The organism is Bacillus sp. BS98 (assembly GCF_008432245.1).
Taxonomy (GTDB): domain Bacteria; phylum Bacillota; class Bacilli; order Bacillales; family Bacillaceae_G; genus Bacillus_A; species Bacillus_A toyonensis.
In genome coordinates, this window is record NZ_CP043830.1 from 3,777,232 (window position 1) to 3,803,351 (window position 26,120).

The following is a 26,120-nucleotide window of genomic DNA, read 5'->3' on the forward strand; positions in this document are numbered from 1 at the left end:
CCCTCCGTTTCCGTCCTACTCTCTCATATCTATTAATATTAGCGATAGTTTTAATAAATTGCAATAGAAACATTTTTTGTGACAACAGTGTCTAATACTATTATACTGAAAAGTGGGAGTATAACACAAATGGGGGAACAACAATGAGCGAAATTTTATTTATTAATGGAAAAGTACGTTTTCCAATCACTATTGATCCAACTGTTTGGATTTTTGACGATCGAAAAGTAGATTTGACAACTTACTTTGATGAAACTAGAGAAAACACGTCTGAACTAGAAGCTTACTTAAAGAACACTTCAGAACATTGGGATCGTGAAATCCGTGATGGTGCTGCCTTCCCGCCAATACAACAAAGTGTAAAGAAATATAAAAAAGAACAGCTGATTACTGGGACATTTGGTATACCATTTCATCCATTTCTTGCTAACGCCGAAATTTTAGAGGACGCTATGCAAGTTGAAATTGAAACAGTAGATACTACCATTACACTACCATTAGAAACGGTCAACAAGGCCATTCTTGGTTTTTCAAAAGAAGGAAAACCATTAAAAGAGGACGGACCTGTACATCTATATTTCAATGATGGATCTAATAGACAAAATCCAATCCGTAACATCCGTAAATTCACAATTATTTAACGAGTATACTAAAAAAAGGAGTGAGCTGAAGCTCACTCCTTTTTATAATAAATCCGCTGCTAGTTGAGCTAAATTCGAGCGCTCCCCTTTAACAAACTTTACATGACCACTAATACGTTGCTCTTTAAATTTCTCGACAACGTATGTTAAACCGTTATTATATTCATCTAAATATGGATGATCGATTTGCTGAGGATCTCCCATTAATACAATCTTACTTTTCTCTCCTACTCTCGTTAATATCGTCTTCACTTCATGCTTCGTTAAATTTTGTGCCTCATCAATAATAATGAATTGGTCTGGAATACTTCTGCCACGTATATAAGTAAGAGCCTCTACTTCAATCGAACCCATTCCAGCTAAAATAGCATCTAATTCCCCTGGCTTTTTCGTATTAAATAAATACTCTAGATTATCAAAAATCGGCTGCATCCATGGTCTTAACTTTTCTTCTTTTTCTCCTGGTAAATAACCGATATCTTTTCCGACTGGAACAATTGGTCTTGCAACAAGTAATTTTTTATATAACCCTAAATCTTCCGTTTGCATTAATCCCGAAGCTAACGCAAGTAACGTTTTTCCTGTACCAGCTTTCCCCGTTAACGTTACAAGCGGAATATCTTCGCGAAGCAACAATTCTAATCCCATTATTTGCTGCACGTTTCGTGGTCGTATCCCCCACACTTGCTCATTGTGAAAAATAAGTTTCTTCACCTTCTTACCTAAGTGATCTACAATGCCAAGTGCAGAACTAGAACCCCCAAGTGCATCCTTCATTACCACAAACTGATTTGGATAAAAAGGATGATTTGCAATTTCAGATAAAGGTAATTCACCTTTTTCATAAAAATAATCCAATTGTTCTTTTGATATATACCCTTCTAAAAAACCTGAATATATATTATCTACTTCAATTACGCGATCACTCAAATAATCTTCAGCCTTCAATCCAATTGCATCAGCTTTTACCCTTACGAGCACGTCTTTACTTACTAAAATAACAGACTTCCCGTCCTCTTTTTCTTGTTCTTCTAAAGATAGATTTTTTGCTACTGCTAAAATTCGATTATCATTTGTTTTTTCTACAAAAATATCTTGTAGTTGAACAAATGAACGATGATTTAATTCAATACGAAATGTACCGCCGTTTTCTAGCGGAATACTTTCATGCAGCTTTCCTATTTCACGAAATTTATCTATTAACTTAGATACATAACGAGCATTTCGTCCTACTTCGTCCATATAACGTTTCTTCGAATCAACCTCTTCTAATACAACTGCCGGAATCACTACTTCATTGGTTTCAAATGAAAAAATAGATAAAGGATCCTGCAAAAGTACATTCGTATCTAACACATAAATTTTATCCAACCTGTTACCCCCTGACTCCACTTTTAAATTTGTAGAACAAGGGTTTCATCCATAAAATATGGACGAACCATTGTTATAATTATATGTACCGTATAAACGAGGTAGAATCGAAAATTATAGCAATTAAACCTTTTCTTTATTTTTTATTCATTTCTATTCAATATATTACTTTTAATTTTAATTATTAACGTTAAACCACAATAACTGATTCCAAAAGTTAATGAACAATTTTCTTATTCATCTCACTTATAATTCTTTTATCCCTACCAACACTTGGTTATCCAGTTTTTTTGCTGCCCGAAGATCGTATGTTTTTTCATATTTTGGTTCAATTGCAAGTTTTGCTCCATAAAACATAACATCACGTACTTCTTGCACACTTACTTCTATTACAGCTAATTTTAGAGGAATGCCTTCCATTCTATCTGTCAAAATTTCACCTGCACCACTTATGGAAAATACGGATCCATTCGCCATTATAGTCAATACCACTCCCGGATTGCGCCTTATATTTTCCACAATACGTGAACGTTGATCTACCGCAAATCGAATACTAGTTTCACTCACTGCATACACCCAAGAAATAGCACTTACGTTAGGAACTTGTTTTTCGAAATCTGTTGTTGCTACCATAACAATACATTCTTTACGGAACGTTTGTACTAAATCATCTGTTAATGTAGGCTCTACTACATTCGCCATATTTCCACCTCCAAATATACTTAATATATCCTTATCATAACTTATTTTTCGAATTGCGAAAATATTATTTTTTCCTCCTATTATTCAAAAACATCATACTTCCATGATATACTTATACCGATAGAATTCGTATTGAGGTGACGAAATGAGAGTCAAATGTATGATCTGTGATAAAAAAGATATGTTAGATGACGAAAATCCTACGGCAAAAAAACTGCGTAATCGCCCTATTCATACATATATGTGCATGGAATGTTCGGAACGAATTGCAGAGCGTACGATGGAACGTCATGCAAGTGGTAATTTCCGATTATACCGTGATAAAAAAGTTGAAGACGATTGGTAAAATATAAATAAGTCCTTAATCATATCGATAAGGACTTATTTATATTTTTCAGGTTCACGATTCATCTGATCCAAAAAACAATCAATAGCTTCTAATGGAAATCTCACAGATTTTCTTTCCCCATCAATTTCATATGTAATCAAATACATTTCCTCATTCTTTTTAACTTCCACATCCCTTAATTTATGTTCTTCATATATCATATTTTGAAATAACAAATACGTTTCTTTCGCAGCACTATCATCGGGGCGTGCTTCCGCAACTGTTTTAATCGTTAACCAATTATATAGTGCATCTTGTACTGAACGCATGTCATTAATTCCCCCTCATCCTACTTTTTCTTGTTTTGCTTGACGTAAGCGCAATCTATAAATTCCTAGTACAATTGCTGCTACAACAAGCCCCTCCCCAACAGGTAAAAATACAGCAAAAAAGGTTAACACTGTACATCCAATTGCTAAAGAAATATATATCACGATATTTTTTAGTACAGATAATTTTCTAGCAAATCCTAAATTATAAACGAGAGCACTTAATATAATAATCGTTCCATAAAGTAACCACATTCCTAACTCTGGATTTTCATCCACCTTACATAATTTAGCAAAAAAAGACATCCTTTCTAACACACTCTTCCCCCCTAGCTATAAAAACAAGTTTTCTTTATACACTTAATACAAGAGTAACTCGCAAAAAAAATACTGTCCACAAAAAAGAATAAATATTCTAAAAATAAATAAAAACAAAAAAACAACTACCTTTTGGAAAGGTAGTTGTTTTTTGTTTTTACGCTTCTACAGATTTCTTTTTCTTAGCAGCTCTTTCGCGCTCGCTCTTATCAAGAATCTTTTTACGTAGACGAATTGATTCCGGAGTCACTTCACAGAACTCGTCATCGTTTAAGTACTCTAATGACTCTTCTAAAGTCATTAAGCGTGGTTTTTTCATTGTTGAAGTTTGGTCTTTCGTTGCAGAACGAATGTTAGTTTGTTGTTTCATTTTTACAACGTTAACTGTTAAATCATTTTCACGTGTATGTTCTCCAACAATCATACCAGCATATACTTCTGTACCTGGTTCAACGAAGATTACACCGCGATCTTCAACTTGCATAATACCGTATTGTGATGCTTTTCCTGTTTCAAGTGAAACTAGAACACCTTGACGACGTCCACCTACTTGTCCAGCGTGTACTGGTTGGTAGCAATCGAATGTATGGTTTAAAATACCGTAACCACGAGTTAATGTTAAGAATTCTGTTGTGTAACCAATTAAACCACGTGCTGGAACCATGAAAGTAAGGCGAACTTGACCGTTTCCGTTATTCACCATATCTAACATTTCACCTTTACGTGCACCCATTGATTCCATAATAGAACCAGTGTATTCTTCAGGCACATCGATTTGTACGCGCTCTACAGGCTCACATCTTACGCCATCAACATCTTTAATAATTACTTCAGGCTTAGATACTTGTAGTTCATAACCTTCACGACGCATGTTTTCAATTAGGATAGATAAATGTAACTCACCACGTCCAGATACGATCCACGCATCAGGAGAATCTGTATTATCTACACGTAAACTTACATCTGTTTCTAATTGTGAACGAAGACGCTCTTCAATTTTACGAGATGTAATGTATTTACCTTCACGACCTGCAAATGGGCTGTTATTTACAAGGAATGTCATTTGTAGTGTTGGCTCATCAATACGTAATAATGGTAAAGCCTCTTCATGCTCAACTGGGCATACTGTTTCACCAACGTTAATGTCTTCCATACCTGAAACAGCTACTAAATCTCCAGCTTTTGCTTCTTCAATTTCTTGACGTTTTAATCCAATGTAACCAAATAATTTCGTTACACGGAATTGTTTTACACTTCCATCAACCTTCATTAATGCAACTTGTTGTCCTACTTTCATAGTACCGCGGAATACGCGTCCAACTCCGATACGACCAACATAGTCATTGTAATCAAGAAGTGCTACTTGGAATTGAAGTGGCTCTTCACTGTTATCAACTGGTGCTGGAATATGTTCAATAATTGTGTCAAACAATGATTTCATATTCTCTTCTTGATTTGCTGGATTTGAATCTAAGCTTGCTGTTCCGTTCATTGCTGATGCAAATACAACTGGGAACTCTAATTGATCTTCGTTTGCACCAAGCTCGATGAATAAGTCAACAACTTCATCAACCACTTCGTCAGGGCGAGCAAAGTCACGGTCAATTTTGTTTACAACTACGATTGGTGTTAAGTTTTGCTCAAGAGCTTTCTTTAAAACAAATCGTGTTTGTGGCATACAACCTTCATATGCATCAACAACAAGTAGAACACCATCAACCATTTTCATGATACGTTCTACTTCTCCACCGAAGTCCGCATGACCAGGTGTATCTAAAATGTTAATTCTTTTATCTTCATAGTGAATCGCAGTATTTTTCGCTAAAATTGTAATACCGCGTTCTCTTTCTAGATCATTTGAGTCCATTGCGCGTTCTTCAATATGTTCATTCGCACGGAACGTCCCCGCTTGACGTAATAACTGGTCAACAAGTGTTGTTTTACCATGGTCAACGTGGGCAATAATTGCTATATTTCGTAAATCTTGTCGTTTTTTCAACATGTCCAACTCCTAATGTCTTTTTAATCCTTCTCTATTATAAGAGCGAAGGGGATACAATGGCAATCAAAATAAAATCAAGAATGAAAATATAGTTGTATTCTTACTTTTGTGAAAGTAAAATGAGATTGGAGGGTGAAGAAATGGAACACATTCAATATCGCTTTTTATTAACTGCAATTATCGGTGTTATTTTCTTAATCGGTATCGGCATTATGGTTGCTGAAAATAGTCCCATTGGTATTATTATTTGCATTATCGGCACATTTGTTACAGTTGGATATGGTTTTGTAACAAAAAGAAAAATGCGTAAATCGCAATAATGTTAAAAAGTAAGAAGCTTGTATATAGCCTCTTACTTTTTTTGTTACTGCGATATAAATGATAATACTTCCTCATATACTCCCGGTTTTGCAACTAATACACTGCTTTTCTCTATAATAGACAGCGGAGCTCCGGAGAATGTTGTCACCTTTCCTCCAACTTCCTCAACTATGATCTGCCCCCCACCAAAATCCCATGGTGATAATCTCGGCGTTACATATGCATCTATTCTTCCCGTTGCAACGTATACCATTTCTAATGCTGCACAGCCATATGATCTCGTACCCCTTGCTTTCTTAACAAGTGCCATCATACTTTCCATATTAAGCAATGGATTGTCGGTAAGCCATATCGCATTTAAAGCTATAATACCATTCTTTACTGTTCCTTTTTCCAATAGAGGAATTGGCGTATCATTACAAAACGCTCCAACTCCCTTTACCGCATGATATAATTCATCATGAACAGGATCATAAATAAGACCAATTTTTCCGATACCGTTCTCATAAATTCCAATTGAAATTGCGAAATTTCTTTTTTGATGTACAAAATTCATTGTACCATCAATTGGATCAATTAACCAAACAACCCCGTCAGAAGAAGTTATCTCATCTCCATAGCCTTCTTCTCCTAAAATATTATGGGTTGGGAATGTTTCTTTAATTTTCCCAATTAAATACTGTTCTATTTCCCGGTCCATGTTTGTTACTAAATCAGCTGCATTTGATTTCGTTTCTATAATAAGTGCTTGTTTCAGTGATGCCATTAAGCGCTCTCCTGCATCTCGAATCCACCGTTTGGCGTGTGCATCGATATCTTTCCATACCTCTTGCATGTTTAAACACTCCGATCTATACTGTTCACAGAAAAAACGAACCCTTTATAAGGTTCGCACCAACTAATTTTTTATACATATACTATTATTACGCTTCTAAACGAATCATTTCAAGTCTCAACACTTCTAATTTTTGTACGCACTCTTCTTTTTTCTGTTTGTCATCCTCCATCATTGCATCATATAAAGTTGCTAATTCATAATCTAGCTCCAAACGTAGCACCGGTATTCTCTTTTCAGCATCTGTTCTCTTTAACGCATTAATCACCTGTCTCATATTATTTGCCTCCTCCCAATATTCGTCTGCCCTCGGACTAGAATTAATTCAATTTTCTGATTTTTTGTTTTATACTATACTATGTTGGATAAATCATCTATGCAACAAAATTATATTTTTTTATTTAAATTTTTTTGTGCTGTTTTTTTTATGAATAGTACAAGCTATGCTAAAATAAAAACAAAATAGGAGTTGGAGGAACAATCATGACACTACAAACATTCAAATCAACTGATTTTGATGTCTTTACAGTTGATGGTCTCGAAGAACGAATGAGTACAATTAAAACGAACATTCATCCTAAGCTAGAAGCTTTAGGGGAACAGTTTGCAGAGTATTTATCCAAACAAACTGATGAGAACTTTTTTTATCATGTTGCAAAACATGCACGCCGCAAAGTCAATCCACCAAACGATACTTGGGTTGCTTTTTCAACAAATAAACGAGGATATAAAATGCTACCACATTTTCAAATTGGTTTATGGGGTACTCACGCCTTCATATACTTTGGTTTAATCTATGAGTGTCCACAAAAAGTGGAGACGGCTCACGCCTTCTTAGAACATTTAAATGATTTAAAAACAAATATTCCAAATGACTTCGTTTGGTCCATTGACCATACTAAACCAAGTGTAAAATTGCATAAAACGCTTGAAACAGAAGACTTACAAAAGATGATTGAACGTTTAGCTACTGTGAAAAAAGCAGAACTATTAGTTGGTATTCATATATCACCAGAGGAGTTTTCAGCAATGACCAACGAACAATTCCTTGCTAAGATTGAATCTACGATGCAATCACTCCTTCCTTTATATGCACTTTGTAATCGATAGTAGAAAACGGACAATTTATATTGTCCGTTTTTAGTTGTTATCACATTATATCACTTCAGTTTTTATTTTTCAAAATATTTTTACATTTTTACAAGCTTTTGTTCTTCGACTTCTTTCGCCCTTTGAATAGTACGATATATAGAATATCCACTTACGTCCTGAAACTCTTTATCAATTTTCTTTTCTTCTGCTTTTGATGGAACAATCTCTTTAAAACGACGATATAATCCCATTAATTCTTCTCTTCTAATTCCTTTTTCATATGCCTTCTCAATTGCTTCATAAAACTTCACAATGGCAACCATTTCTTCATTTGACCAATCGTAATCTAACGGATATTGATATTCCATTTTGCACCTCATTTATCATTTCTACGTGTTTCATTATGCTATCTTAAAGAGAATTTTTTATTCTTCATTATAGCCACTCTGCATTATACACTATTTATTCATTTTAATGGAATTGTCTTCCTCTATGAGTTGACTTGGAAATAACTATTACACATACTCACCATAAAAATATTTTTTTATATACATCTATAATTATTGGTGATATAATGCTTTTGTTTTATAGAAAATAAAGTGTGACTACCATCCAAAAGGATTTTGTGAATGGCAGGAAAACAAGTCTCGTTTTAAAAGTTAATTACCTTACTTTCCTTTTAGAATGAGATGAAATCATATAAAACAAATTCTAATAAATATTACAAAAAAGAAGGGGTGTATAGATTGTCCCAATACGAAACACCATTGTTTACCGCTTTAGTTGAGCACAGTAAGCGAAATCCAATCCAATTCCATATTCCTGGTCATAAAAAAGGACAGGGCATGGATCCTGAATTTCGCGAATTTATTGGGCATAACGCATTAGCAATTGATTTAATTAATATTGCGCCACTCGATGATTTACATCATCCAAAGGGTATGATTAAAGAAGCACAGGATTTAGCTGCTGCTGCATTTGGTGCAGATCATACTTTCTTTTCTATTCAAGGTACAAGTGGCGCTATTATGACAATGGTGATGAGCGTTTGCGGTCCTGGCGACAAAATCCTAGTACCACGAAACGTGCATAAATCAGTAATGTCAGCTATTATTTTCTCAGGTGCAAAACCTATTTTCATGCATCCTGAAATCGACCCAAAACTTGGTATTTCTCATGGAATTACAATTCAATCTGTCAAAAAAGCACTTGAAGAACACTCAGATGCCAAAGGCTTACTTGTTATTAATCCAACCTACTTTGGCTTTGCTGCAGACTTAGAACAGATTGTACAATTAGCACATTCGTACGATATCCCTGTACTAGTCGATGAGGCTCATGGTGTTCATATTCATTTTCACGATGAATTACCGATGTCAGCGATGCAAGCTGGTGCAGATATGGCAGCAACAAGTGTTCACAAATTAGGAGGCTCTTTAACTCAAAGTTCTATTCTTAATGTGAAAGAAGGTCTTGTGAACGTAAAACATGTTCAATCTATTATTAGCATGCTTACGACTACATCAACTTCTTACATCTTATTAGCATCTCTTGATGTTGCAAGAAAACGTCTTGCTACAGAAGGAACAGCGCTCATAGAACAAACAATACAATTAGCTGAACATGTTCGTGATGCTATAAATGCTATTGAGCACCTTTACTGTCCTGGAAAAGAAATGTTAGGTACAGACGCTACTTTTAACTATGATCCTACAAAGATAATTGTGTCTGTGAAAGATTTAGGTATTACCGGCCATCAGGCTGAAGTATGGCTTAGAGAGCAATATAACATTGAAGTAGAACTCTCCGATTTATACAACATACTATGTCTTATCACTTTTGGAGATACAGAAAGCGATACAAATACGCTTATTGCAGCATTACAAGATTTAGCGGAAACATTTAGAAATAGGGCAGATAAAGGTGTTCAAGTACAAGTAGAAATTCCAGAAATACCGGTGCTAGCACTTTCTCCACGAGATGCTTTTTATTCAGAAACAGAAGTCATTCCATTTGAAAATGCGGCAGGTCGTATTATAGCTGATTTTGTTATGGTTTATCCACCAGGGATTCCAATCTTTACTCCGGGGGAAATTATTACACAAGATAACTTAGAGTATATTCGTAAAAATTTAGAAGCAGGTTTACCTGTACAAGGTCCTGAAGATATGACATTACAAACATTACGTGTTATTAAAGAGTACAAGCCTATCAGTTGATAGGCTTTTCTTTCACCTTTTTTCCCTTTCTTCATACGCTACTAAAGAATGTAACGTATAGGTGGGGATACCATTATGATTGTAATAGGTCGTTCTATTGTACACCCTTATATCACAAATGAATATGAGCCATTTGCAGCTGAGAAGCAACAAATTTTATCCATAATGGCAGGAAATCAAGAAGTTTATTCCTTCCGAACTGCTGACGAACTCAGCTTTGATTTAAATTTGCGAGTTAATATTATTATTTCTGCATTAGAACTTTTTCAAAGTGGATTTCAGTTTCGTACGTTTCAACAATCCTTTTGCAACCCTCAGTTTTGGAAAAGAACATCTTTAGGGGGGTTCCAACTACTTCCAAATATACCACCTTCTATTGCCATACAAGATATTTTCAAAAACGGGAAACTATATGGGACTGAATGCGCAACCGCTATGATAATTATTTTTTACAAAGCTTTACTATCATTGTATGAGGAAGAAACCTTCAATCGCCTCTTTGCAAATCTTTTACTTTATACTTGGGACTACGATCAAGATTTAAAACTCATAACAAAAACAGGTGGCGACCTTGTTCCTGGCGATCTCGTTTACTTTAAAAACCCACAAGTGAATCCAGCTACGATTGAGTGGCAAGGAGAAAACACAATCTATCTAGGAAATTTCTTTTTTTACGGACATGGCGTAGGTGTAAAAACAAAAGAAGAAATTATCTACTCATTAAATGAACGACGCGTCCCTTACGCTTTTATTTCAGCTTTTTTGACCGATACTATTACTCGTATTGATAGCCGTATAATGAGTCAATACGCCTCTCCAAACACACCACAAACAGCCATAGGGTTTATTCCGATTAGAGATGATGCAATCGTTGCTACAGTTGGCCATACAACTACAATTTATTAAAAAAAGCGCCTACACATGTAGGCGCTTTTTTTAATAATTAAGCTTTTGTATGTTCTTTATGGTCACATTCGCAATGAGATCCACATTTCCCATATAATACTGTTGATTTTTCATCTTCAAAATGTGCGATTGTTCCTTCACATACTTGGCATACGATTGTTCCCATTTTTCATTTCCCCCTGATTTTTAATAGTAATCTACTTATTTATCATTAAGCTTTCGCATTATCTCTATTAGCACAATCACAATTTGTACCACATTTCCCGTAAAGTACTGTCGTTTTCTCATCTTCAAAATGTGCGATTGTTCCTTCGCATACTTGACATACGATTGTTCCCATTTTTCATTTCCCCCTAAGTTTATGGTCCTAAAAACTTTCAGTTGTCCATGTCCTATCAATTATTGGGCTTTTGTATGCTCTGTGTGATCACATCCGCAAGATCCACATTTCCCGTAAAGTACCGTTACTTTCTCATCCTCGAAGTGTGCAATTGTACCTTCACAATCTTGACATACGATTGTTCCCATTTTTCATTTCCCCCTAAGTTTATAATCCCAAAAACTTTTGTAACCGCTTAACTTTCTGTCTTTATTTTAATATGTTATACTTTTTACGTCAATAGGTTTTTAGTATAACACATTAAATATTTTAATTTTAAATTAGTATGCGATATTAACATAAAAAAACAGCCATATTTATACGTACGACTGTTTCAAATTAATTATTCTTCATATTCTGCATGCAATGAAGTAGATGGAACGAGAAATTTAAAAAACTGAGCTAACTCCGCTGCTTCCTCTTGAGATCCTAACTTGAAAATTTCCTGCATATATTGCACATTCTCTACATCATCTTGTCCCAGTAAAGTAGACCTTCCCGTTTGCATACAAACAATGAGTGGCTTTCCAAAAAACATATTTGTATAAACAATCCCAAAGTCATAACGAGTATCATGTGTCATAAATCCTAAAAATCGTACCTTCACACTTTCATGCTCATCATACAATTTTTCAAACATTGGTTTCCACCTCTCTACATCACCTTTCCTACTCATACATATATTAAACAAAAAAAGCAATACTCCTTTTAATTGTCAAAAAATTCAGTAGGTTGTAGAATGATATTATTCTACTAAGCTAGGGGGAACTTATATGCAACATGCCTTTATTACGCTTGTACCTAAATCCAATCAACACTCTGTTTCAACAGATGATATAAAACAACTTTTTCAGTACTATAAAACAGTTACTTCCCAAACCGGAGTTCAAATTAATTACGCTTATACAAATACCGCTTTTCCTTATGAAATTTTAGATACATCAGCAACAACATTAAAGCTTCAATCCAGTCATGATCGATATGACTCAATTTATGTCGGTGTTGGAATAGAAAATGAACAATCTTTCATTCAAATTTCTTTACCCTCTAATGCAACATTTGGTGATAAAGGAAAAGCAAATGAATTTTGCCGTTTTCTAGCGAAGAAATTAGAAGGAGAATTACAATTATTTAATGGAAGGATAATGTATTTCTATAAACGTTAGTTTAAAAACAAAAATAAACGATTAGAAAAATCATACTATTCGTGCAAGTAAGAAGCATTGCTTTTCTCCTTGCACTTAGTATGACATACGCTATCACATACGCTAAATAAAAAAATATGAGAAAAAGAAAAATTTTATAATGAAGTTTATCACGACTTGACAATAATAACACTGCTGAAAATCCACTCCATAAAACTAGATGTAAAAATGAAACTAGCGTAATTTTCATAGCGTTACCTCCTATTTCTTCTATTATATTGTGCAGCCCATCCCTCTCCTTATTTTAAAAACAAACTTCTACGTGTATAAAATATTTGAAGCTTCTACTTACTCTATGATTTATCTTCTACCATTTATGTAAGCTCTTAACTATTTTATATGCCAAAGCTTCCTCGTTTTTTACGTTACATTCTCTTTCTTTCCTTACAATATAGATTATTCCATTAGTAGCGTGGTATAATTCCTTTGGATTAACTATAGAAAGGAATCAATGATACATGGTATTTAGTAACCTATTTTTTTTATGTCTTTTTTTACCTGCAATTCTTCTAGTGTACTATTCAGTACGTAAAGAATAACAAAACATCGTTCTTTTGTTATTTAGTTTATTATTTTATGCCTGGGGAGAGCCTATATATGTCTTCCTTATGCTTTTTTCTATTTTCATTAACTATTGGTTCGGGTTATGGCTTAATAAAGGACAAATATCTAATACAAATAGAAAACTCATTCTTACTATAGCAATCGTTGTCAATATTGCTATACTAGGATATTTTAAATACGCTAATTTCTTAGTAGATAATATAAACGGGATTTTTCATACAAACATTGTACTCGAAAAAATCCCATTACCTATCGGGATTTCATTTTTCACTTTCCATGCAATGAGTTATATTATTGATATTTACAAAAGAAAAGTAGAGGCTCAGCGAAATCTGTTTGATTTGGCGCTATACTTTACTATTTTCCCTCAATTAGTTGCGGGACCAATTGTGCGGTATAACACAATAGCTCATCAATTACATGTTAGAACCGTTAATGCTGATATGTTTTCAGAAGGCATTCGTCGTTTTATCCTTGGATTAGGAAAAAAAGTTTTGATTGCAAATCAATTGGGAGCTATTGCCGATGAAATATTTGCAATGGACCCAGCAACAATGAGCGTATCTACTGCTTGGATTGGTGCGATCGCTTATACATTACAAATTTATTTCGATTTTTCAGGCTACAGTGATATGGCCATTGGATTAGGAAAAATGTTCGGGTTTGATTTCTTAGAAAACTTCAATTATCCGTATATATCAAAATCGATTTCTGAATTTTGGCGTCGCTGGCATATTTCCCTTGGTTCATGGTTCCGTGATTATGTCTATATCCCACTAGGTGGCAATCGAGTATCTAGCTGGAAAATCTATCGTAATCTCTTTATAGTATGGGCGCTAACAGGTTTTTGGCATGGGGCTAGTTGGACATTTATGATTTGGGGTATCTATTACGGATGTTTAATTGCTTTGGAAAAATCCGGGTTTGAGAAAATCTTGCAAAAATTATGGTGGCCAATTCAACATGTATACGTGCTGTTTTTAGTGATTATCGGTTGGGTTTTCTTCAGAGCTGACAACTTTAGCTACTGTTCTAAATTTTTACAAGCAATGTTCGGATTAAATGGATCGTTGACTGACATTACTAGTTATTTCTATGTAATGAATTATTGGGGAATCTTTATACTTGCAATAGTGACATCAGCTCCAATTTTCTCTTGGATTAAGACTCTATTTGTAAATAAAAAGATAGTAATTTTATCTCCACTTTACTATTTGAGTGTTTTAATCATTACTATGATGTACTTAACGAATGCAACTTACAATCCATTTATTTACTTCCGCTTCTAAAGGAGGGCTAACTATGAAAAATTTAACTAATCGTATATTAATCACTGGATTTCTCGCTATTATTTTCGGGATGTGTATATGGACAGCCAAAATAATATATTGGGATAAAAAAAGTTTTTCTAATTTTGAAAACAGAGAATTAGCTTTAGATCCAGTCCTAACTATGGATACTATAAAATCCGGAAAATATTTCAAAGATACTGAATTACACTTTACAGATCATATTGCCGCACGAGATAAATTTATTGAAACTTACACAAAGTTACAATTAAAATTCAATCGAACTTTTGTAAATAATAATTTCGTCGCAGATGACGGTTTCATTTTGTCTGCACCTACAAATATTGATATGCGTGATCAAATAAAGCAATCTGTAAGTGAACTAGACAACTTAAGAAATCAATTTACAAAAACAGAATTTTATTTCCTGTTAGCTCCAAGTAAACTAACGACATTTTCGTATAAGTACCCACCATATGTAGATCGTGGGTATGATCAAAAACATCGTGATTATTTTGTACAAGAATTACAGAAAATAAATTTCCCATTTATTGATGTTCTACCTGCTATTCAAAAAGAATTTACTCACGAACAATTAGAAGAACTATACTTTAAAACGGATCACCATTGGAATATGAAAGGTGCGTTTTATGCATATGAACAAACAATGAATTACATTGCTAATCACTCTAAAGTATTTACAGGAAATGTTGTTAATCGAGATGATTATAAAACCACTATAGAAGAACCTAATGGGCAATTTATCGGTAGTTGGAATAGACAATTATACAAATTAATAAAAACACCTGAAACAATTCCATATGTACAATTAAAAGAAAACCCAAATGTGTGGGATAATTATACTGTCTATCTCGGTCCAAAATCAGAAGAAACAAGTAAAATACCGATGAAAGAATTCTTTGCAGTGAACAAAAAGAAGCTTTCACCAGACTATGCATCGGTTTATCAAACAGACTATTCACAGATTAACATCTTAAATCCAAATGCAAAAAGTAAATTGCATGCTGTCATTATTAAAGATTCTTATGCAGATGCAACTTATCCTTTATTCGCACAAGAATTCGAACAAACAACTTTTATTGATCCACGATTTGGGGCAAGTAAAAATATTAAACAAGATCTTGAAAAACTAAATGCTGATATCGTCTTATTTCTTTATAATGACACTAGTACAAGTAAAGAAATGTATCAATTTGAAAATAAAGAATAAAAAACAAGAGGTGATTCATTCCGATTTACCTCTTGTTTTTCTATTCATATAACACATACATAAAAAAACGTCTTCTAAATTTAGAAGACGTTTTTTTATTATTTTACAATGTGAATTGGCATTCCAAGAGCAACTTCAGCTGCTTCCATTGTGATTTCACCTAATGTTGGGTGAGCGTGGATTGTTTGAGCGATATCTTCAGCTGTCATTCCAGCTTCGATAGCTAAACCAATCTCAGAGATAATATCAGAAGCACCTGCGCCTGCAACTTGAGCACCTACAAGAAGACCATCTTCTTTACGTGTTACAAGTTGTAGGAAACCGTCAGTGCTGTTTAATGATAACGCACGACCGTTTGCAGCGAATGGGAACTTAGATACAGTTACAGTCATTCCTGCTTCTTCAGCTTGTTTCTTAGTGTAACCAACAGATGCTAATTCTGGATCAGTGAAGCATACTGCAGGAATTCCGATGTAATCGATAGCTGATGCATGGCCACTAATTGCTTCAACAGCTACTTTACCTTCGTAAGAAGCTTTGTGAGCTAATGGTGGTCCAGGAACGATATCACCGATTGCATAGATGTTTGATACGTTTGTACGGCATTGCTCATCGATTTCGATGATACCGCGGTCAGTCATTTTAACTCCAACTTGCTCAAGACCGATTTCTTGAGTGTTTGGACGACGACCTACAGTTACTAATACGTAATCTGCTTCTACAGTTTGGATTTCACCTTTAACTTCAAAGCTAACTTTTACGCCAGTTTCTGTTTCTTCAACGCCTTTAGCCATAGCTTTTGTATGGATATTTACGTTACCTTTTTTCTGTAGAGCACGTTTAACAACAGAGCTCATAGCTTTTTCGAAACCAGCTAAGATTTCGTCGCCAGCTTCTACTACAGTAACTTCTGTACCGAAGTTAGCATATGCAGTACCTAATTCCATACCGATGTAACCGCCGCCGATTACAACAAGTTTTTTAGGAATTTCAGGTAAGCTTAAAGCACCTGTAGAGTTGATAACACGTTTAGAGTATTTGAATCCTGGAATTTCGATTGGTGTAGAACCAGTTGCAAGAACAGCATTTTTAAACGTATAAGTTTGAGCTGCATCTTCAGTCATAACGCGTAATGTGTTAGCATCTACGAAGTAAGCTTCACCGCGAATGATTTCAACTTTATTACCTTTAAGAAGGCCTTCAACACCGCCAGTTAATTTCTTAACTACGCCGTTTTTCCATTCTTGAACTTTTGTAAAGTCAACTTTTACGTTCTCTGCAGTGATACCCATGTCATCAGAATGCATTGCATTCTCATAACGATGACCTGCATTGATTAACGCTTTTGAAGGAATACATCCAACGTTTAAGCATACGCCACCAAGGTTAGCTTTTTCAATAATTGCTACCTTTTGACCTAATTGTGCTGCACGAATTGCCGCAACGTATCCACCAGGACCTGCACCAACAACGACTGTATCTAATTCAATTGGGAAATCTCCTACTACCATTGTTATTACGCCTCCATTACTAATAATTGTGGGTCATTCAATAGACGTTTAATTTGGTTTAATGCTTTTTGAGCAGTTGCGCCGTCAATTAAACGATGGTCAAAGCTTAGAGATAATGCTAATACTGGAGCTGCAACGATCTCACCATTTTTCACAACTGGCTTCTCAGCGATACGGCCGATACCAAGGATTGCTACTTCTGGGTGATTGATAACTGGAGTGAACCATTGTCCACCTGCAGAACCAATGTTTGTAATTGTGCAAGAAGCACCTTTCATTTCAGTTGGAGCTAAACGACCTTCACGTGCTTTACCAGCAAGATCATTGATCTCGTTAGAAATAGTGAAGATAGACTTGCGATCTGTATCTTTAACAACTGGTACTAATAGACCTTTGTCTGTATCAGCTGCGATACCGATGTTGAAGTAATGTTTGTGAACTACTTCTTGAGATGCATCGTCTAAAGAAGTGTTTAACATTGGGTATTCACGTAATGCAGATGTTAAAGCTTTAACAACGTACGGAAGGTAAGTTAATTTAATACCTTTGTCAGCTGCAACAGCTTTGAACTTCTTACGGTGAGCAACAAGCTCAGTTACATCAACTTCATCCATTAATGTTACGTGAGGAGCTGTATGCTTAGAGTTAACCATTGCTTTCGCAATCGCTTTACGGATACCACTCATTTTCTCACGAGTTTCTGGATATTCACCAGCTGGGATTGGTTGTGCTTTTGGTGCTTCTTCTTTCGCTGCTGCTGGAGTAGCTTCTACTGCTGCTGGAGCCTCAGTTGCTGCTACAGTTTGTCCACCATTTGCAAATGCATCGATGTCAGCTTTCACAACGCGACCGTTCTTACCAGATCCAGCTACTTTATGAATATCTACACCTTTTTCACGAGCATATTTACGAACAGATGGCATAGCGATAACGCGCTCATTTACTACTTCTGCAGTTGCTGCTGGAGTAGCTTCCGCTGCTGGAGCTTCTACTGCTGCTTCTTCAGCTTTTGGAGCTTCATCATGATCGTCACCTTTAAATTTAAGGTTTTCGTATCCAGGAGCATCAAATTTAATTAATGTATCTCCTACAATTGCAACTGTTCCTTCTTCTACAAGTACTTCAAGTACTTTACCTTTAACAGGAGAAGGGATTTCTACTACTGCTTTATCATTTTGTACTTCAAGAAGTACATCGTCTTCATTTACTTCATCGCCTGGTTTAATAAACCATTTTACGATTTCACCTTCGTGGATACCTTCACCGATATCTGGTAGTTTAAATTCAAATGCCACGGAATTCAGCCCCCTGATTCATTTCATTATTATGGAATATGTACAAAAGAAACCAGCATGTGCTGATTTCTTTTGCACATGAAAAGCTAAAAATTAGAAGTTCATTACTTTGTTAACAGCTTCAACAATATCTTTATGGTTTGGTAACCATACGCTCTCAGCTTGAGAGAATGGGAATACTGTATCAGCAGCTGCAACACGTACAACTGGAGCTTCTAAGTTTAAGATTGCACGGTCGTTAATTTCCGCTACAACGTTAGCTGCAATACCAGCTTGTTTTTGAGCTTCTTGAACTACAACTACGCGACCTGTTTTTTCAACAGAAGCGATGATTGTTTCGATATCTAATGGTTGAACTGTACGTAAGTCAACAACCTCTAAAGAGATACCTTCTTTTTCAAGTTCTTCAGCAGCTTTTAATGCAGCGTGAACCATAGCACCGTAAGCGATAACAGATACATCTGTACCTTCACGTTTGATATCAGCTTTGCCTAAATCAATTGTGTATTCGCCTTCTGGTACATCTTGGCGGAATGAACGATACAATTTCATATGCTCTAAGTAGATAACTGGATCGTTGTCACGAATCGCAGAGATTAAAAGACCTTTAGCATCGTATGGAGTAGATGGAATAACAACTTTTAGACCAGGTTGTTGAGCTACTAATCCTTCTAAGCTATCAGCGTGTAGTTCAGGAGTATGAACACCACCACCGAATGGAGAACGAACTGTTACTGGAGCAGTCCAACGTCCACCAGAACGGTAACGCATACGAGCTAATTGACCAGAAATTGAATCCATTACTTCAAATACGAAACCGAAGAATTGGATTTCTGGAACTGGACGGAATCCTTCAAGTGCAAGACCAACTGCAAGTCCACCAATACCAGACTCTGCAAGTGGAGTATCCATTACACGATCTTCACCAAATTCAGCTTGTAAACCTTCAGTAGCACGGAATACACCGCCGTTTACACCAACGTCTTCACCAAATACAAGTACGTTAGGGTCATTTTTCATTTCAACGCGTAAAGCATCAGTGATTGCTTGAATCATTGTCATTTGAGCCATGGCTTACTTCGACTCCTTTTCTTTGTAGATTTCATATTGTTCAGCTAAGTTGTAAGGCATTTTTTCGTACATGATTTCCATTAAATCAGTTACTTTTTGTTTTGGAGCTTGGTCAGCCTTAGCAATTGCTTGTTTGATATCTTCTTTTGCTTCTTCGATTACTGTCTCTTCAACTTCTTGAGACCATAGGCCTTTAGCTTCTAAGAACTTACGGAAGCGTACGATTGGGTCTTTTTGTTCCCATTCGTTTTCGATATCTTTTGTACGGTAACGAGTTGGGTCATCACCAGCCATTGTATGTGGACCATAACGGAATGTTAAAGTCTCGATTAAAGTAGGGCCTTCGCCATTTACTGCGCGCTCACGAGCGAAAGCAGTTGCTGCGTATACAGCTAATGGATCCATACCGTCTACTTGAATTCCGTAAATACCTGCTGCTACTGCTTTTTGTGCTACAGTTTTAGCTGCAGATTGCTTTTCTACTGGAGTAGAGATTGCATAACGGTTGTTTTGAACAACGAAGATTGCTGGAGCTTTGAATGCACCCGCAAAGTTCATACCTTCGTAGAAGTCACCTTGTGAAGCACCACCGTCACCAGTGTAAGTAATTGCAACAGATTTTTTACCACGTAGTTTCATACCTAACGCAACACCAGCAGTTTGGATGATTTGCGCACCGATAATGATTTGTGGAGCTAATGCATTTACATTCTCAGGCATTTGGTTACCCATGAAGTGTCCACGAGAGAATAAGAATGCTTGATATAATGGAAGTCCGTGCCATACTAATTGTGGTACATCACGGTATCCTGGTAAGATGAAGTCTTCTGCTTCAAGTGCGAAATGACTCGCTAATTGAGAAGCTTCTTGTCCAGCTGTAGGTGCGTAGAAACCTAAACGTCCTTGACGGTTTAAAGAAATAGAACGTTGATCTAATACGCGAGTATACACCATACGACGCATTAATTCTTTTAATTGATCATCAGATAATTCAGGCATAGCTGCTTCATTCACAACTTCACCGTTTTCATTTAAAATTTGTAATGTTTCAAATTGAGCTGCGATAGCTTTCATTTGCTCATCAACATTAAATAGGGTCTTTTTTGTTTTAGTACCCATTCCGTTCACCTCTTCCTCTCTTGAACCATATTCTGAAACGCTTTCACTGGCTATTTTCCAGTTTAAAAAGCGCAACGATGTAAACCAACATGTTTATCTGTCGGTTGAGAATAATTTTGTGTACCTAACAATCTGTACTAATGTTTTTTCAGAAACATATTAATACAATCTTGATCACGTTTTTTAGTTTACAACTATTCTAATTACGATGTCAATTACTTTGAATACGTTTTTTTATAAATAATATGCAGGTTTCTACTACACAAACGTGTTTTTATTTTTTACATCTGTATTAGTAAGCGTTGACCTACTGTTATATTATTCCCTTTTTCACTTATTTTTTCTCTTAGAATAATATGTAAACGATTTAATTCTCTTTAGTTTTTCTCTCTTCGTAACAAAAATATACAAACTATCCTTCCTTTTTTAGGTAAATACCTATACATTTCTCCCCTCTCTTCCATACATTATAGTAACCGCAGTATTAGCGGGAAATGATAAAGGAGGTCATCTCATGTACGGATACTCATATTGCTATCCAACTTGTTCATATCCTTCCTACGGTTATGGCGGTTCTTGTGGCGGGTCTGGACGCGGCTTCGCCTTAATCGTTGTGTTGTTTATTCTTTTAATTATCGTTGGTGCTGCTTGCATTCGCTAATGTAAAACGAAACAACTATGGAAAGAAAAAGACGGCTTTGCCGTCTTTTTCTGTTTATCACATACATAAATACTCTATAATAGAACGATTTCCAAAATGCCTTCCCTTTCTTGCCGATGACTTTTTCCATCTCCTTTGGTAGACTAAAGAGGAAAGGAGAGATTACATATGCTTACAATGAAAGATGTTATTCGCGAAGGAGATCCTATTTTGCGCAACGTTGCAGAAGAGGTGTCATTACCGGCAAGCGAAAAAGATACAACTACCTTAAAAGAAATGATTGAATTTGTAATAAATAGCCAAGATCCTGAAATGGCTGAAAAATATAGTTTACGCCCTGGAATCGGATTAGCGGCTCCGCAAATCGGTGTTTCAAAAAAAATGATTGCAGTTCATGTAACCGATGCGGACGGTACATTATATAGCCATGCATTATTCAATCCAAAAATCATTAGCCATTCTGTTGAACGTACATATTTACAGGGTGGTGAAGGCTGCCTATCTGTAGACCGCGAAGTACCTGGTTATGTTCCTCGTTATACAAGAATTACAGTAAAAGCGACTTCTATTAACGGAGAAGAAGTAAAATTACGTTTAAAAGGTTTACCAGCAATCGTATTCCAGCACGAGATTGACCATTTAAATGGTGTTATGTTCTATGACCATATCAATAAAGAAAATCCTTTTGCCGCTCCTGATGATTCAAAACCTTTAGAGCGCTAATAATAAAAAGGCGGGAATTAATCTCCCGCCCCTTTATTTTATGAAATGGGTTCCATATTTACTTATAACAAGCCAGCCCATTTTAATCCATGATATATACCGTCTTCACTTACATCCTTTGTCACATGATTTGCAAGTTTTTTCAAATCTTCATGACCATTCCCCATCACAATGCCTGTCCCAACTGCTTCAATCATTTCTAAATCGTTTAAACCATCCCCAAATGCATACACTTGTTCACGGCTAAATCCTAATTTTTCAATGAACTTCTCAATCCCTTTTGCCTTAGAACCACCATTAGGAATGATATCCATTGAATACGCATGCCAACGAATAAAATGAAAATCTGGATATTGATTAATAAACTTTTCCTCTTCATTTACTTCACAAAAAAGAAGCGTTTGATAAATATCGCGTTTTTCGTAAAAATCAGGTTCATATGCCGGATGCTCGAACTGCAAGCTTCCAAAACCTTCTTTCACATAATCATGATATTCCACTGTCGCTCTCATTTCTTGATGGTCAAGATATACAAGTGGATATCCTTCTTGTTTTGCAAACTGAGTAAACTTATGCAAGGCAGCTGGGTGTAACGGATTATTAAATACTACTTCATCTTCAAAGACAACATACTGTCCATTAAAACTAACATAATTATGTATATTGAGTTCCTTACGAATATCTTCAAACATAAACGGTGCGCGTCCTGTCGCAATTGCTACATGCACCCCTTTTTCCTGCAAATGTCTTACTGCATCTCGTGTAGATTGCGGAATTTTTTTATCGTGATCTAATAATGTTCCATCAATATCAAAAAAGACAATTTTATCATTCATTTGTCAAAACCCTTTCTGGCACTCTTTACTCCTATTTTGATAATCGCTTTTCAAATTCTAAAAAAAAGTATAACATATTAAACATCTGTGAAGAAAGCGTTCACTTTCTGACCTTATTTATGAAACATGCATATATATATTAGTAAAAAAGGTGAATACTTGTTCTAATGAATTTTCTTTTCCATTCTTCCTCATACTATATCTATAACTAACGGCTACTAATCGTTACTATAGAATAACTTTCACTGTATGAGAAAGGACAAGGTTTTCCATTCACTTTCCCCTCTTTCTTATGTCAGAGATAGAGTTTTCACTAGTAATATGCATGTTTAGAATAAGGAAAGGAAGGAGTAATCATGCTGAAGAAGCTGAAGAAAAAGCTTAAGCGTTATTTAAACGATTTAGTCCGGAAGAAGACAATCGCTTAAATTATGCCCATTTCGGGCTTTTTCTTCATTCTCATTCGAAAAAACATGAAAATCGTGACTGTTTGCTTTATAATAAGTAACAGATAATGCAAAACATAGACAAGGAGAGGTTTTCCAAATGATTTTTAAAGTATTTTATCAAGAAAAATTAACTGAGGTCCCAGTACGTGAAAATACAAAAGTTGTATATTTAGAGGCTACGTCTGAAAAGGATGTTCGTAAAAAATTAAATAAGTTCGCATATAATATCGAGTTTGTTCAGTCTGTTACTGGCGCTCATCTTGAATATGAAAAACAAAACGCTGATTTAGTATTAGCGGAGATTGTATAGCCATATGAAATTTCTAAAAAATGATCAAGTTGCCGTTTTTGCTCTCGGTGGTCTTGGTGAAATCGGTAAAAATACATATGCTGTTCAATTTCAAGATGAAATTATTATAATTGACGCTGGAATTAAATTTCCAGAAGACGAACTCCTCGGGATCGATTATGTAATACCTGATTACACTTATTTTGTGCGAAACGAAGATAAAATTAAAGGATTATTCATTACACATGGTCACGAAGATCATATCGGTGGAATCCCTTATCTATTACGTCAAGTAAACATTCCAATTTACGGTGGAAAATTAGCAATTGCACTAATAAAAAACAAATTAGAAGAGCACGGATTACTTCGTAAAGCGAAGCTTTATGAAATTCAAGAAGATGATGTTATTAAATTTAAAAAGACATCTGTTTCCTTCTTCCGTACAACTCACAGTATTCCGGATTCATACGGAGTTGTTGTGAAAACACCTCAAGGACAAGTCGTTCATACAGGTGATTTCAAATTCGATTTCACACCAGTCGGTGAGCCAGCAGATTTAACAAAAATGGCTGAAATCGGAAAAGACGGTGTACTTTGTCTCTTATCTGACAGTACAAACAGTGAGGTTCCAAACTTTACGATGTCTGAGCGCCGTGTTGGCGATAGTATTCAAGATATATTCCGCAAAGTAGAAGGTCGTATTATCTTCGCAACCTTTGCATCGAATATCCATCGCTTACAACAAGTTGTTGAGGCTGCTGTTGAAAATAATCGTAAAGTAGCTGTATTTGGTCGAAGTATGGAAGCAGCTATCGAGATTGGACAAAACCTTGGGTATATCCGATGTCCAAAAGATACATTCATAGACACATCTCAACTAAACCGCCTACCAGCTAATAAAGTGGTTATTTTATGTACTGGTAGTCAAGGTGAACCAATGGCAGCACTTTCCCGTATTGCGAATGGTACTCATCGTCAAATTCAAATTATTCCTGGCGACACAGTTGTTTTCTCTTCTTCACCAATCCCTGGTAACACAATTAGTGTAAGCCGTACAATTAACATGTTGTATCGTGCTGGTGCTAATGTAGTCCATGGCAAGCTGTCAAACATTCATACGAGTGGACATGGCGGACAAGAAGAGCAAAAACTAATGCTACGTCTAATTAAACCAAAGTATTTCATGCCAATTCATGGTGAATATCGTATGCAACGTATGCATATGAAATTAGCGAATGATTGCGGTATTCCAGAAGAGAACTGTTTCATCATGGATAACGGAGATGTTCTTGCCTTGCGTTCAGATGAAGCAAGTGTAGCTGGAAAAATTCCATCTGGTTCTGTCTATATCGATGGAAATGGTATTGGAGATATCGGTAATATCGTATTACGCGATCGTCGCATCCTTTCTGAAGAAGGGCTTGTAATTGTAGTTGTAAGCATTGATATGAAGGAATTTAAAGTTGCAGCAGGACCTGATATCATCTCGCGTGGTTTCGTTTATATGCGTGAAAGCAGCGATTTAATCAACGATGCTCAAACATTGATTACAACACATTTAGAAAAAGTAATGGAACGGAAAACAACACAATGGTCTGAAATTAAAAATGAGATTACAGACACATTAGCACCATTCCTATACGAAAAAACGAAACGTCGCCCAATGATTTTACCAATCATTATGGAAATATAAGAAAAAGGACAATGCCTTCATGGCATTGTCCTTTTCTCTTATCTTAAAAAGTGTTTAAAACGATCTACTTCGTCATCATGACCAATTACAATTAATATATCCCCCGCTTGAATATTTTCCGTAGCTCGAGGAGAGACGATAACTTCTTTACCACGTTTAATTGCTACAATATTCAATCCAAACTTCGCACGAATATCTAATTCAATTAAAGAGTGCCCATCAATTTTTTTATTTGCAATAATCTCTACAATACTATGCTCATCTGAAAGCTCAAGATAGTCTAATACATTACTTGATGCAATATTATTAGCAATCCGTTTTCCCATATCACGCTCTGGATGTACAATGTGATCTGCACCTATCTTACTTAATACTTTTTCATGATAGTCATTTTGAGCTTTTACAGTAATATTTTTTACACCTAACTCTTTCAAAATTAACGTTGTTAAAATACTTGAATTTAAATTATCTCCAATAGCAACGACTACATGATCAAAATTACGAATACCGAGACTTTTCAATACCATCTCATCTGTTGAATCTGCAATTACAGCATGTGAAGCTATATTTGCAAACTCATTAATTTTATCCTCATCTGAATCAATTGCCATTACTTCCATACCTAATTGAGCTAGTTCTCGGCAAATACTTCCACCGAAACGCCCAAGCCCGATGACAGCAAATTCTTTTTCTTTCTCACTCACAGGAATTCCTCCAATAACTTCAAGTACTATGTATTTT

At 35.6% G+C, this 26,120-nt stretch carries 31 protein-coding genes and 1 pseudogene; 13 read left to right on the forward strand and 19 right to left on the reverse strand.

The window, feature by feature from the left end; translation table 11 throughout:
- Positions 1 to 143: 143 nt before the first annotated feature.
- Positions 144 to 641, forward strand: coding sequence for a hypothetical protein (locus F0362_RS19390; RefSeq protein WP_001289791.1), 498 nt, complete (start codon positions 144 to 146; stop codon positions 639 to 641).
- Between the two features lie 42 nt (positions 642 to 683).
- On the opposite strand, the gene F0362_RS19395 is transcribed toward F0362_RS19390, so the two are convergent.
- Together F0362_RS19395 and F0362_RS19400 are read right to left on the reverse strand one after the other, a co-directional pair.
- Positions 684 to 2,012: a PhoH family protein gene (locus F0362_RS19395; RefSeq protein WP_000358079.1), complete on the reverse strand. Its 1,329-nt coding sequence runs from the start codon at positions 2,010 to 2,012 to the stop codon at positions 684 to 686.
- Positions 2,013 to 2,258: 246 nt separating this feature from the next.
- Positions 2,259 to 2,714, reverse strand: a complete 456-nt coding sequence (locus tag F0362_RS19400; RefSeq protein ID WP_000024575.1) for a pyridoxamine 5'-phosphate oxidase family protein — start codon at positions 2,712 to 2,714, stop codon at positions 2,259 to 2,261.
- 145 nt (positions 2,715 to 2,859) lie between these two features.
- Between F0362_RS19400 and F0362_RS19405 the strand changes: the two genes are divergently transcribed.
- The gene (locus tag F0362_RS19405) at positions 2,860 to 3,060 is read left to right on the forward strand and encodes a YlaI family protein (RefSeq protein WP_002093346.1); all 201 of its coding nucleotides are present in this window, start codon (positions 2,860 to 2,862) and stop codon (positions 3,058 to 3,060) included.
- Positions 3,061 to 3,095: 35 nt separating this feature from the next.
- On the opposite strand, the gene F0362_RS19410 is transcribed toward F0362_RS19405, so the two are convergent.
- The 3 genes from F0362_RS19410 to typA all read right to left on the reverse strand — a co-directional run bounded on the left by F0362_RS19410 (position 3,096) and on the right by typA (position 5,691).
- Positions 3,096 to 3,371, reverse strand: a complete 276-nt coding sequence (locus tag F0362_RS19410; RefSeq protein WP_001258146.1) for a hypothetical protein — start codon at positions 3,369 to 3,371, stop codon at positions 3,096 to 3,098.
- A gap of 15 nt (positions 3,372 to 3,386) precedes the next feature.
- Positions 3,387 to 3,689 carry a YlaH-like family protein gene (locus tag F0362_RS19415; RefSeq protein ID WP_000893661.1) on the reverse strand — a complete coding sequence of 101 codons (303 nt, stop codon included), beginning with the start codon at positions 3,687 to 3,689 and terminating at the stop codon, positions 3,387 to 3,389.
- A 157-nt stretch (positions 3,690 to 3,846) separates the two neighbouring features.
- The gene (gene typA / locus F0362_RS19420; protein WP_000914753.1) at positions 3,847 to 5,691 is read right to left on the reverse strand and encodes a translational GTPase TypA; all 1,845 of its coding nucleotides are present in this window, start codon (positions 5,689 to 5,691) and stop codon (positions 3,847 to 3,849) included.
- A 140-nt stretch (positions 5,692 to 5,831) separates the two neighbouring features.
- Between typA and F0362_RS19425 the strand changes: the two genes are divergently transcribed.
- Complete coding sequence (locus tag F0362_RS19425) at positions 5,832 to 6,011, forward strand: DUF5325 family protein (protein ID WP_000400129.1); 180 nt, start codon at positions 5,832 to 5,834, stop codon at positions 6,009 to 6,011.
- Positions 6,012 to 6,055: 44 nt separating this feature from the next.
- Here F0362_RS19425 and F0362_RS19430 read toward each other — a convergent pair whose 3' ends face one another.
- Together F0362_RS19430 and F0362_RS19435 are read right to left on the reverse strand one after the other, a co-directional pair.
- Positions 6,056 to 6,847, reverse strand: a complete 792-nt coding sequence (locus F0362_RS19430) for an inositol monophosphatase family protein (protein ID WP_001158714.1) — start codon at positions 6,845 to 6,847, stop codon at positions 6,056 to 6,058.
- Positions 6,848 to 6,935: 88 nt separating this feature from the next.
- Entirely contained in the window at positions 6,936 to 7,124 is a 189-nt protein-coding gene (locus F0362_RS19435; RefSeq protein ID WP_001250164.1) for a hypothetical protein, read from the reverse strand.
- Between the two features lie 206 nt (positions 7,125 to 7,330).
- Here F0362_RS19435 and F0362_RS19440 point away from each other — a divergent pair, with 206 nt between their 5' ends.
- A complete protein-coding gene (locus tag F0362_RS19440; protein WP_000175081.1) occupies positions 7,331 to 7,957 on the forward strand; it encodes a YktB family protein in 627 nt (208 codons plus the stop codon).
- A gap of 80 nt (positions 7,958 to 8,037) precedes the next feature.
- Here F0362_RS19440 and F0362_RS19445 read toward each other — a convergent pair whose 3' ends face one another.
- Positions 8,038 to 8,307, reverse strand: coding sequence for a UPF0223 family protein (locus F0362_RS19445; RefSeq protein WP_000456543.1), 270 nt, complete (start codon positions 8,305 to 8,307; stop codon positions 8,038 to 8,040).
- A gap of 378 nt (positions 8,308 to 8,685) precedes the next feature.
- Between F0362_RS19445 and speA the strand changes: the two genes are divergently transcribed.
- Both speA and F0362_RS19455 read left to right on the forward strand, forming a co-directional pair.
- Positions 8,686 to 10,158 carry an arginine decarboxylase gene (speA, locus tag F0362_RS19450; protein WP_000084886.1) on the forward strand — a complete coding sequence of 491 codons (1,473 nt, stop codon included), beginning with the start codon at positions 8,686 to 8,688 and terminating at the stop codon, positions 10,156 to 10,158.
- A 75-nt stretch (positions 10,159 to 10,233) separates the two neighbouring features.
- The gene (locus tag F0362_RS19455; RefSeq protein WP_000635336.1) at positions 10,234 to 11,064 is read left to right on the forward strand and encodes a protein-glutamine gamma-glutamyltransferase; all 831 of its coding nucleotides are present in this window, start codon (positions 10,234 to 10,236) and stop codon (positions 11,062 to 11,064) included.
- A 37-nt stretch (positions 11,065 to 11,101) separates the two neighbouring features.
- Here the strand turns inward: F0362_RS19455 and F0362_RS19460 are convergent, their stop codons facing one another.
- The 4 genes from F0362_RS19460 to F0362_RS19475 all read right to left on the reverse strand — a co-directional run bounded on the left by F0362_RS19460 (position 11,102) and on the right by F0362_RS19475 (position 12,083).
- The gene (locus F0362_RS19460) at positions 11,102 to 11,230 is read right to left on the reverse strand and encodes a GapA-binding peptide SR1P (protein WP_000536785.1); all 129 of its coding nucleotides are present in this window, start codon (positions 11,228 to 11,230) and stop codon (positions 11,102 to 11,104) included.
- Positions 11,231 to 11,275: 45 nt separating this feature from the next.
- Entirely contained in the window at positions 11,276 to 11,404 is a 129-nt protein-coding gene (locus tag F0362_RS19465; RefSeq protein WP_000536788.1) for a GapA-binding peptide SR1P, read from the reverse strand.
- 59 nt (positions 11,405 to 11,463) lie between these two features.
- Positions 11,464 to 11,592 (reverse strand): GapA-binding peptide SR1P, encoded by a 129-nt coding sequence (locus F0362_RS19470; RefSeq protein ID WP_000536778.1) that lies wholly within the window; start codon positions 11,590 to 11,592, stop codon positions 11,464 to 11,466.
- A 194-nt stretch (positions 11,593 to 11,786) separates the two neighbouring features.
- Positions 11,787 to 12,083, reverse strand: a complete 297-nt coding sequence (locus tag F0362_RS19475; RefSeq protein ID WP_000462031.1) for a DUF3055 domain-containing protein — start codon at positions 12,081 to 12,083, stop codon at positions 11,787 to 11,789.
- 133 nt (positions 12,084 to 12,216) lie between these two features.
- Here F0362_RS19475 and F0362_RS19480 point away from each other — a divergent pair, with 133 nt between their 5' ends.
- Entirely contained in the window at positions 12,217 to 12,609 is a 393-nt protein-coding gene (locus F0362_RS19480) for a DUF1885 family protein (protein WP_001163290.1), read from the forward strand.
- Between the two features lies 1 nt (position 12,610).
- Here the strand turns inward: F0362_RS19480 and F0362_RS19485 are convergent, their stop codons facing one another.
- Complete coding sequence (locus tag F0362_RS19485) at positions 12,611 to 12,838, reverse strand: hypothetical protein (RefSeq protein WP_000705227.1); 228 nt, start codon at positions 12,836 to 12,838, stop codon at positions 12,611 to 12,613.
- Positions 12,839 to 13,106: 268 nt separating this feature from the next.
- On the opposite strand from F0362_RS19485, the pseudogene F0362_RS19490 reads away from it, so the two are divergent.
- Both F0362_RS19490 and F0362_RS19495 read left to right on the forward strand, forming a co-directional pair.
- Positions 13,107 to 14,501, forward strand: a pseudogene (locus F0362_RS19490) (MBOAT family protein).
- Between the two features lie 13 nt (positions 14,502 to 14,514).
- Complete coding sequence (locus F0362_RS19495; protein WP_000793843.1) at positions 14,515 to 15,732, forward strand: DHHW family protein; 1,218 nt, start codon at positions 14,515 to 14,517, stop codon at positions 15,730 to 15,732.
- A 98-nt stretch (positions 15,733 to 15,830) separates the two neighbouring features.
- On the opposite strand, the gene lpdA is transcribed toward F0362_RS19495, so the two are convergent.
- From lpdA to pdhA, 4 genes are all read right to left on the reverse strand, one after another.
- A complete protein-coding gene (gene lpdA / locus F0362_RS19500) occupies positions 15,831 to 17,243 on the reverse strand; it encodes a dihydrolipoyl dehydrogenase (protein WP_000260107.1) in 1,413 nt (470 codons plus the stop codon).
- Positions 17,244 to 17,248: 5 nt separating this feature from the next.
- Positions 17,249 to 18,538 (reverse strand): pyruvate dehydrogenase complex dihydrolipoyllysine-residue acetyltransferase, encoded by a 1,290-nt coding sequence (gene pdhC / locus F0362_RS19505; protein WP_000863414.1) that lies wholly within the window; start codon positions 18,536 to 18,538, stop codon positions 17,249 to 17,251.
- Positions 18,539 to 18,631: 93 nt separating this feature from the next.
- Positions 18,632 to 19,609 carry a pyruvate dehydrogenase complex E1 component subunit beta gene (pdhB, locus tag F0362_RS19510; protein ID WP_000068163.1) on the reverse strand — a complete coding sequence of 326 codons (978 nt, stop codon included), beginning with the start codon at positions 19,607 to 19,609 and terminating at the stop codon, positions 18,632 to 18,634.
- 3 nt (positions 19,610 to 19,612) lie between these two features.
- Entirely contained in the window at positions 19,613 to 20,728 is a 1,116-nt protein-coding gene (gene pdhA, locus F0362_RS19515) for a pyruvate dehydrogenase E1 component subunit alpha (RefSeq protein ID WP_000536895.1), read from the reverse strand.
- Between the two features lie 514 nt (positions 20,729 to 21,242).
- Between pdhA and F0362_RS19520 the strand changes: the two genes are divergently transcribed.
- Positions 21,243 to 21,389, forward strand: a complete 147-nt coding sequence (locus F0362_RS19520; RefSeq protein WP_000274562.1) for a YjcZ family sporulation protein — start codon at positions 21,243 to 21,245, stop codon at positions 21,387 to 21,389.
- A gap of 168 nt (positions 21,390 to 21,557) precedes the next feature.
- The gene (def, locus tag F0362_RS19525) at positions 21,558 to 22,112 is read left to right on the forward strand and encodes a peptide deformylase (RefSeq protein WP_000957051.1); all 555 of its coding nucleotides are present in this window, start codon (positions 21,558 to 21,560) and stop codon (positions 22,110 to 22,112) included.
- A gap of 62 nt (positions 22,113 to 22,174) precedes the next feature.
- On the opposite strand, the gene F0362_RS19530 is transcribed toward def, so the two are convergent.
- Positions 22,175 to 22,948, reverse strand: coding sequence for a Cof-type HAD-IIB family hydrolase (locus tag F0362_RS19530; protein ID WP_000998284.1), 774 nt, complete (start codon positions 22,946 to 22,948; stop codon positions 22,175 to 22,177).
- Positions 22,949 to 23,494: 546 nt separating this feature from the next.
- Here F0362_RS19530 and F0362_RS19540 point away from each other — a divergent pair.
- Together F0362_RS19540 and rnjA are read left to right on the forward strand one after the other, a co-directional pair.
- Complete coding sequence (locus F0362_RS19540; protein ID WP_000576438.1) at positions 23,495 to 23,707, forward strand: DNA-dependent RNA polymerase subunit epsilon; 213 nt, start codon at positions 23,495 to 23,497, stop codon at positions 23,705 to 23,707.
- A 4-nt stretch (positions 23,708 to 23,711) separates the two neighbouring features.
- Positions 23,712 to 25,379, forward strand: a complete 1,668-nt coding sequence (rnjA, locus tag F0362_RS19545) for a ribonuclease J1 (RefSeq protein ID WP_000670378.1) — start codon at positions 23,712 to 23,714, stop codon at positions 25,377 to 25,379.
- A 38-nt stretch (positions 25,380 to 25,417) separates the two neighbouring features.
- On the opposite strand, the gene F0362_RS19550 is transcribed toward rnjA, so the two are convergent.
- A complete protein-coding gene (locus F0362_RS19550) occupies positions 25,418 to 26,083 on the reverse strand; it encodes a potassium channel family protein (RefSeq protein WP_001290442.1) in 666 nt (221 codons plus the stop codon).
- Positions 26,084 to 26,120: the final 37 nt, after the last annotated feature.

What these genes read in the sequence shown, in the direction of transcription:
- lpdA (WP_000260107.1), bottom strand. Translation starts at nt 17,243, where the DNA reads ATGGTAGTAGGAGATTTCCCAATTGAATTAGATACAGTCGTTGTTGGT.
- F0362_RS19485 (WP_000705227.1), bottom strand. Translation starts at nt 12,838, where the DNA reads ATGAAAATTACGCTAGTTTCATTTTTACATCTAGTTTTATGGAGTGGA.
- F0362_RS19390 (WP_001289791.1), top strand. Translation starts at nt 144, where the DNA reads ATGAGCGAAATTTTATTTATTAATGGAAAAGTACGTTTTCCAATCACT.
- F0362_RS19495 (WP_000793843.1), top strand. Translation starts at nt 14,515, where the DNA reads ATGAAAAATTTAACTAATCGTATATTAATCACTGGATTTCTCGCTATT.
- F0362_RS19540 (WP_000576438.1), top strand. Translation starts at nt 23,495, where the DNA reads ATGATTTTTAAAGTATTTTATCAAGAAAAATTAACTGAGGTCCCAGTA.
- pdhB (WP_000068163.1), bottom strand. Translation starts at nt 19,609, where the DNA reads ATGGCTCAAATGACAATGATTCAAGCAATCACTGATGCTTTACGCGTT.
- pdhA (WP_000536895.1), bottom strand. Translation starts at nt 20,728, where the DNA reads ATGGGTACTAAAACAAAAAAGACCCTATTTAATGTTGATGAGCAAATG.
- typA (WP_000914753.1), bottom strand. Translation starts at nt 5,691, where the DNA reads ATGTTGAAAAAACGACAAGATTTACGAAATATAGCAATTATTGCCCAC.
- def (WP_000957051.1), top strand. Translation starts at nt 21,558, where the DNA reads ATGCTTACAATGAAAGATGTTATTCGCGAAGGAGATCCTATTTTGCGC.
- F0362_RS19440 (WP_000175081.1), top strand. Translation starts at nt 7,331, where the DNA reads ATGACACTACAAACATTCAAATCAACTGATTTTGATGTCTTTACAGTT.
- F0362_RS19405 (WP_002093346.1), top strand. Translation starts at nt 2,860, where the DNA reads ATGAGAGTCAAATGTATGATCTGTGATAAAAAAGATATGTTAGATGAC.
- F0362_RS19465 (WP_000536788.1), bottom strand. Translation starts at nt 11,404, where the DNA reads ATGGGAACAATCGTATGTCAAGTATGCGAAGGAACAATCGCACATTTT.
- F0362_RS19460 (WP_000536785.1), bottom strand. Translation starts at nt 11,230, where the DNA reads ATGGGAACAATCGTATGCCAAGTATGTGAAGGAACAATCGCACATTTT.
- rnjA (WP_000670378.1), top strand. Translation starts at nt 23,712, where the DNA reads ATGAAATTTCTAAAAAATGATCAAGTTGCCGTTTTTGCTCTCGGTGGT.
- F0362_RS19435 (WP_001250164.1), bottom strand. Translation starts at nt 7,124, where the DNA reads ATGAGACAGGTGATTAATGCGTTAAAGAGAACAGATGCTGAAAAGAGA.
- F0362_RS19455 (WP_000635336.1), top strand. Translation starts at nt 10,234, where the DNA reads ATGATTGTAATAGGTCGTTCTATTGTACACCCTTATATCACAAATGAA.
- F0362_RS19425 (WP_000400129.1), top strand. Translation starts at nt 5,832, where the DNA reads ATGGAACACATTCAATATCGCTTTTTATTAACTGCAATTATCGGTGTT.
- F0362_RS19400 (WP_000024575.1), bottom strand. Translation starts at nt 2,714, where the DNA reads ATGGCGAATGTAGTAGAGCCTACATTAACAGATGATTTAGTACAAACG.
- F0362_RS19475 (WP_000462031.1), bottom strand. Translation starts at nt 12,083, where the DNA reads ATGTTTGAAAAATTGTATGATGAGCATGAAAGTGTGAAGGTACGATTT.
- F0362_RS19530 (WP_000998284.1), bottom strand. Translation starts at nt 22,948, where the DNA reads ATGAATGATAAAATTGTCTTTTTTGATATTGATGGAACATTATTAGAT.
- F0362_RS19520 (WP_000274562.1), top strand. Translation starts at nt 21,243, where the DNA reads ATGTACGGATACTCATATTGCTATCCAACTTGTTCATATCCTTCCTAC.
- F0362_RS19445 (WP_000456543.1), bottom strand. Translation starts at nt 8,307, where the DNA reads ATGGAATATCAATATCCGTTAGATTACGATTGGTCAAATGAAGAAATG.
- F0362_RS19470 (WP_000536778.1), bottom strand. Translation starts at nt 11,592, where the DNA reads ATGGGAACAATCGTATGTCAAGATTGTGAAGGTACAATTGCACACTTC.
- F0362_RS19480 (WP_001163290.1), top strand. Translation starts at nt 12,217, where the DNA reads ATGCAACATGCCTTTATTACGCTTGTACCTAAATCCAATCAACACTCT.
- F0362_RS19430 (WP_001158714.1), bottom strand. Translation starts at nt 6,847, where the DNA reads ATGCAAGAGGTATGGAAAGATATCGATGCACACGCCAAACGGTGGATT.
- F0362_RS19410 (WP_001258146.1), bottom strand. Translation starts at nt 3,371, where the DNA reads ATGCGTTCAGTACAAGATGCACTATATAATTGGTTAACGATTAAAACA.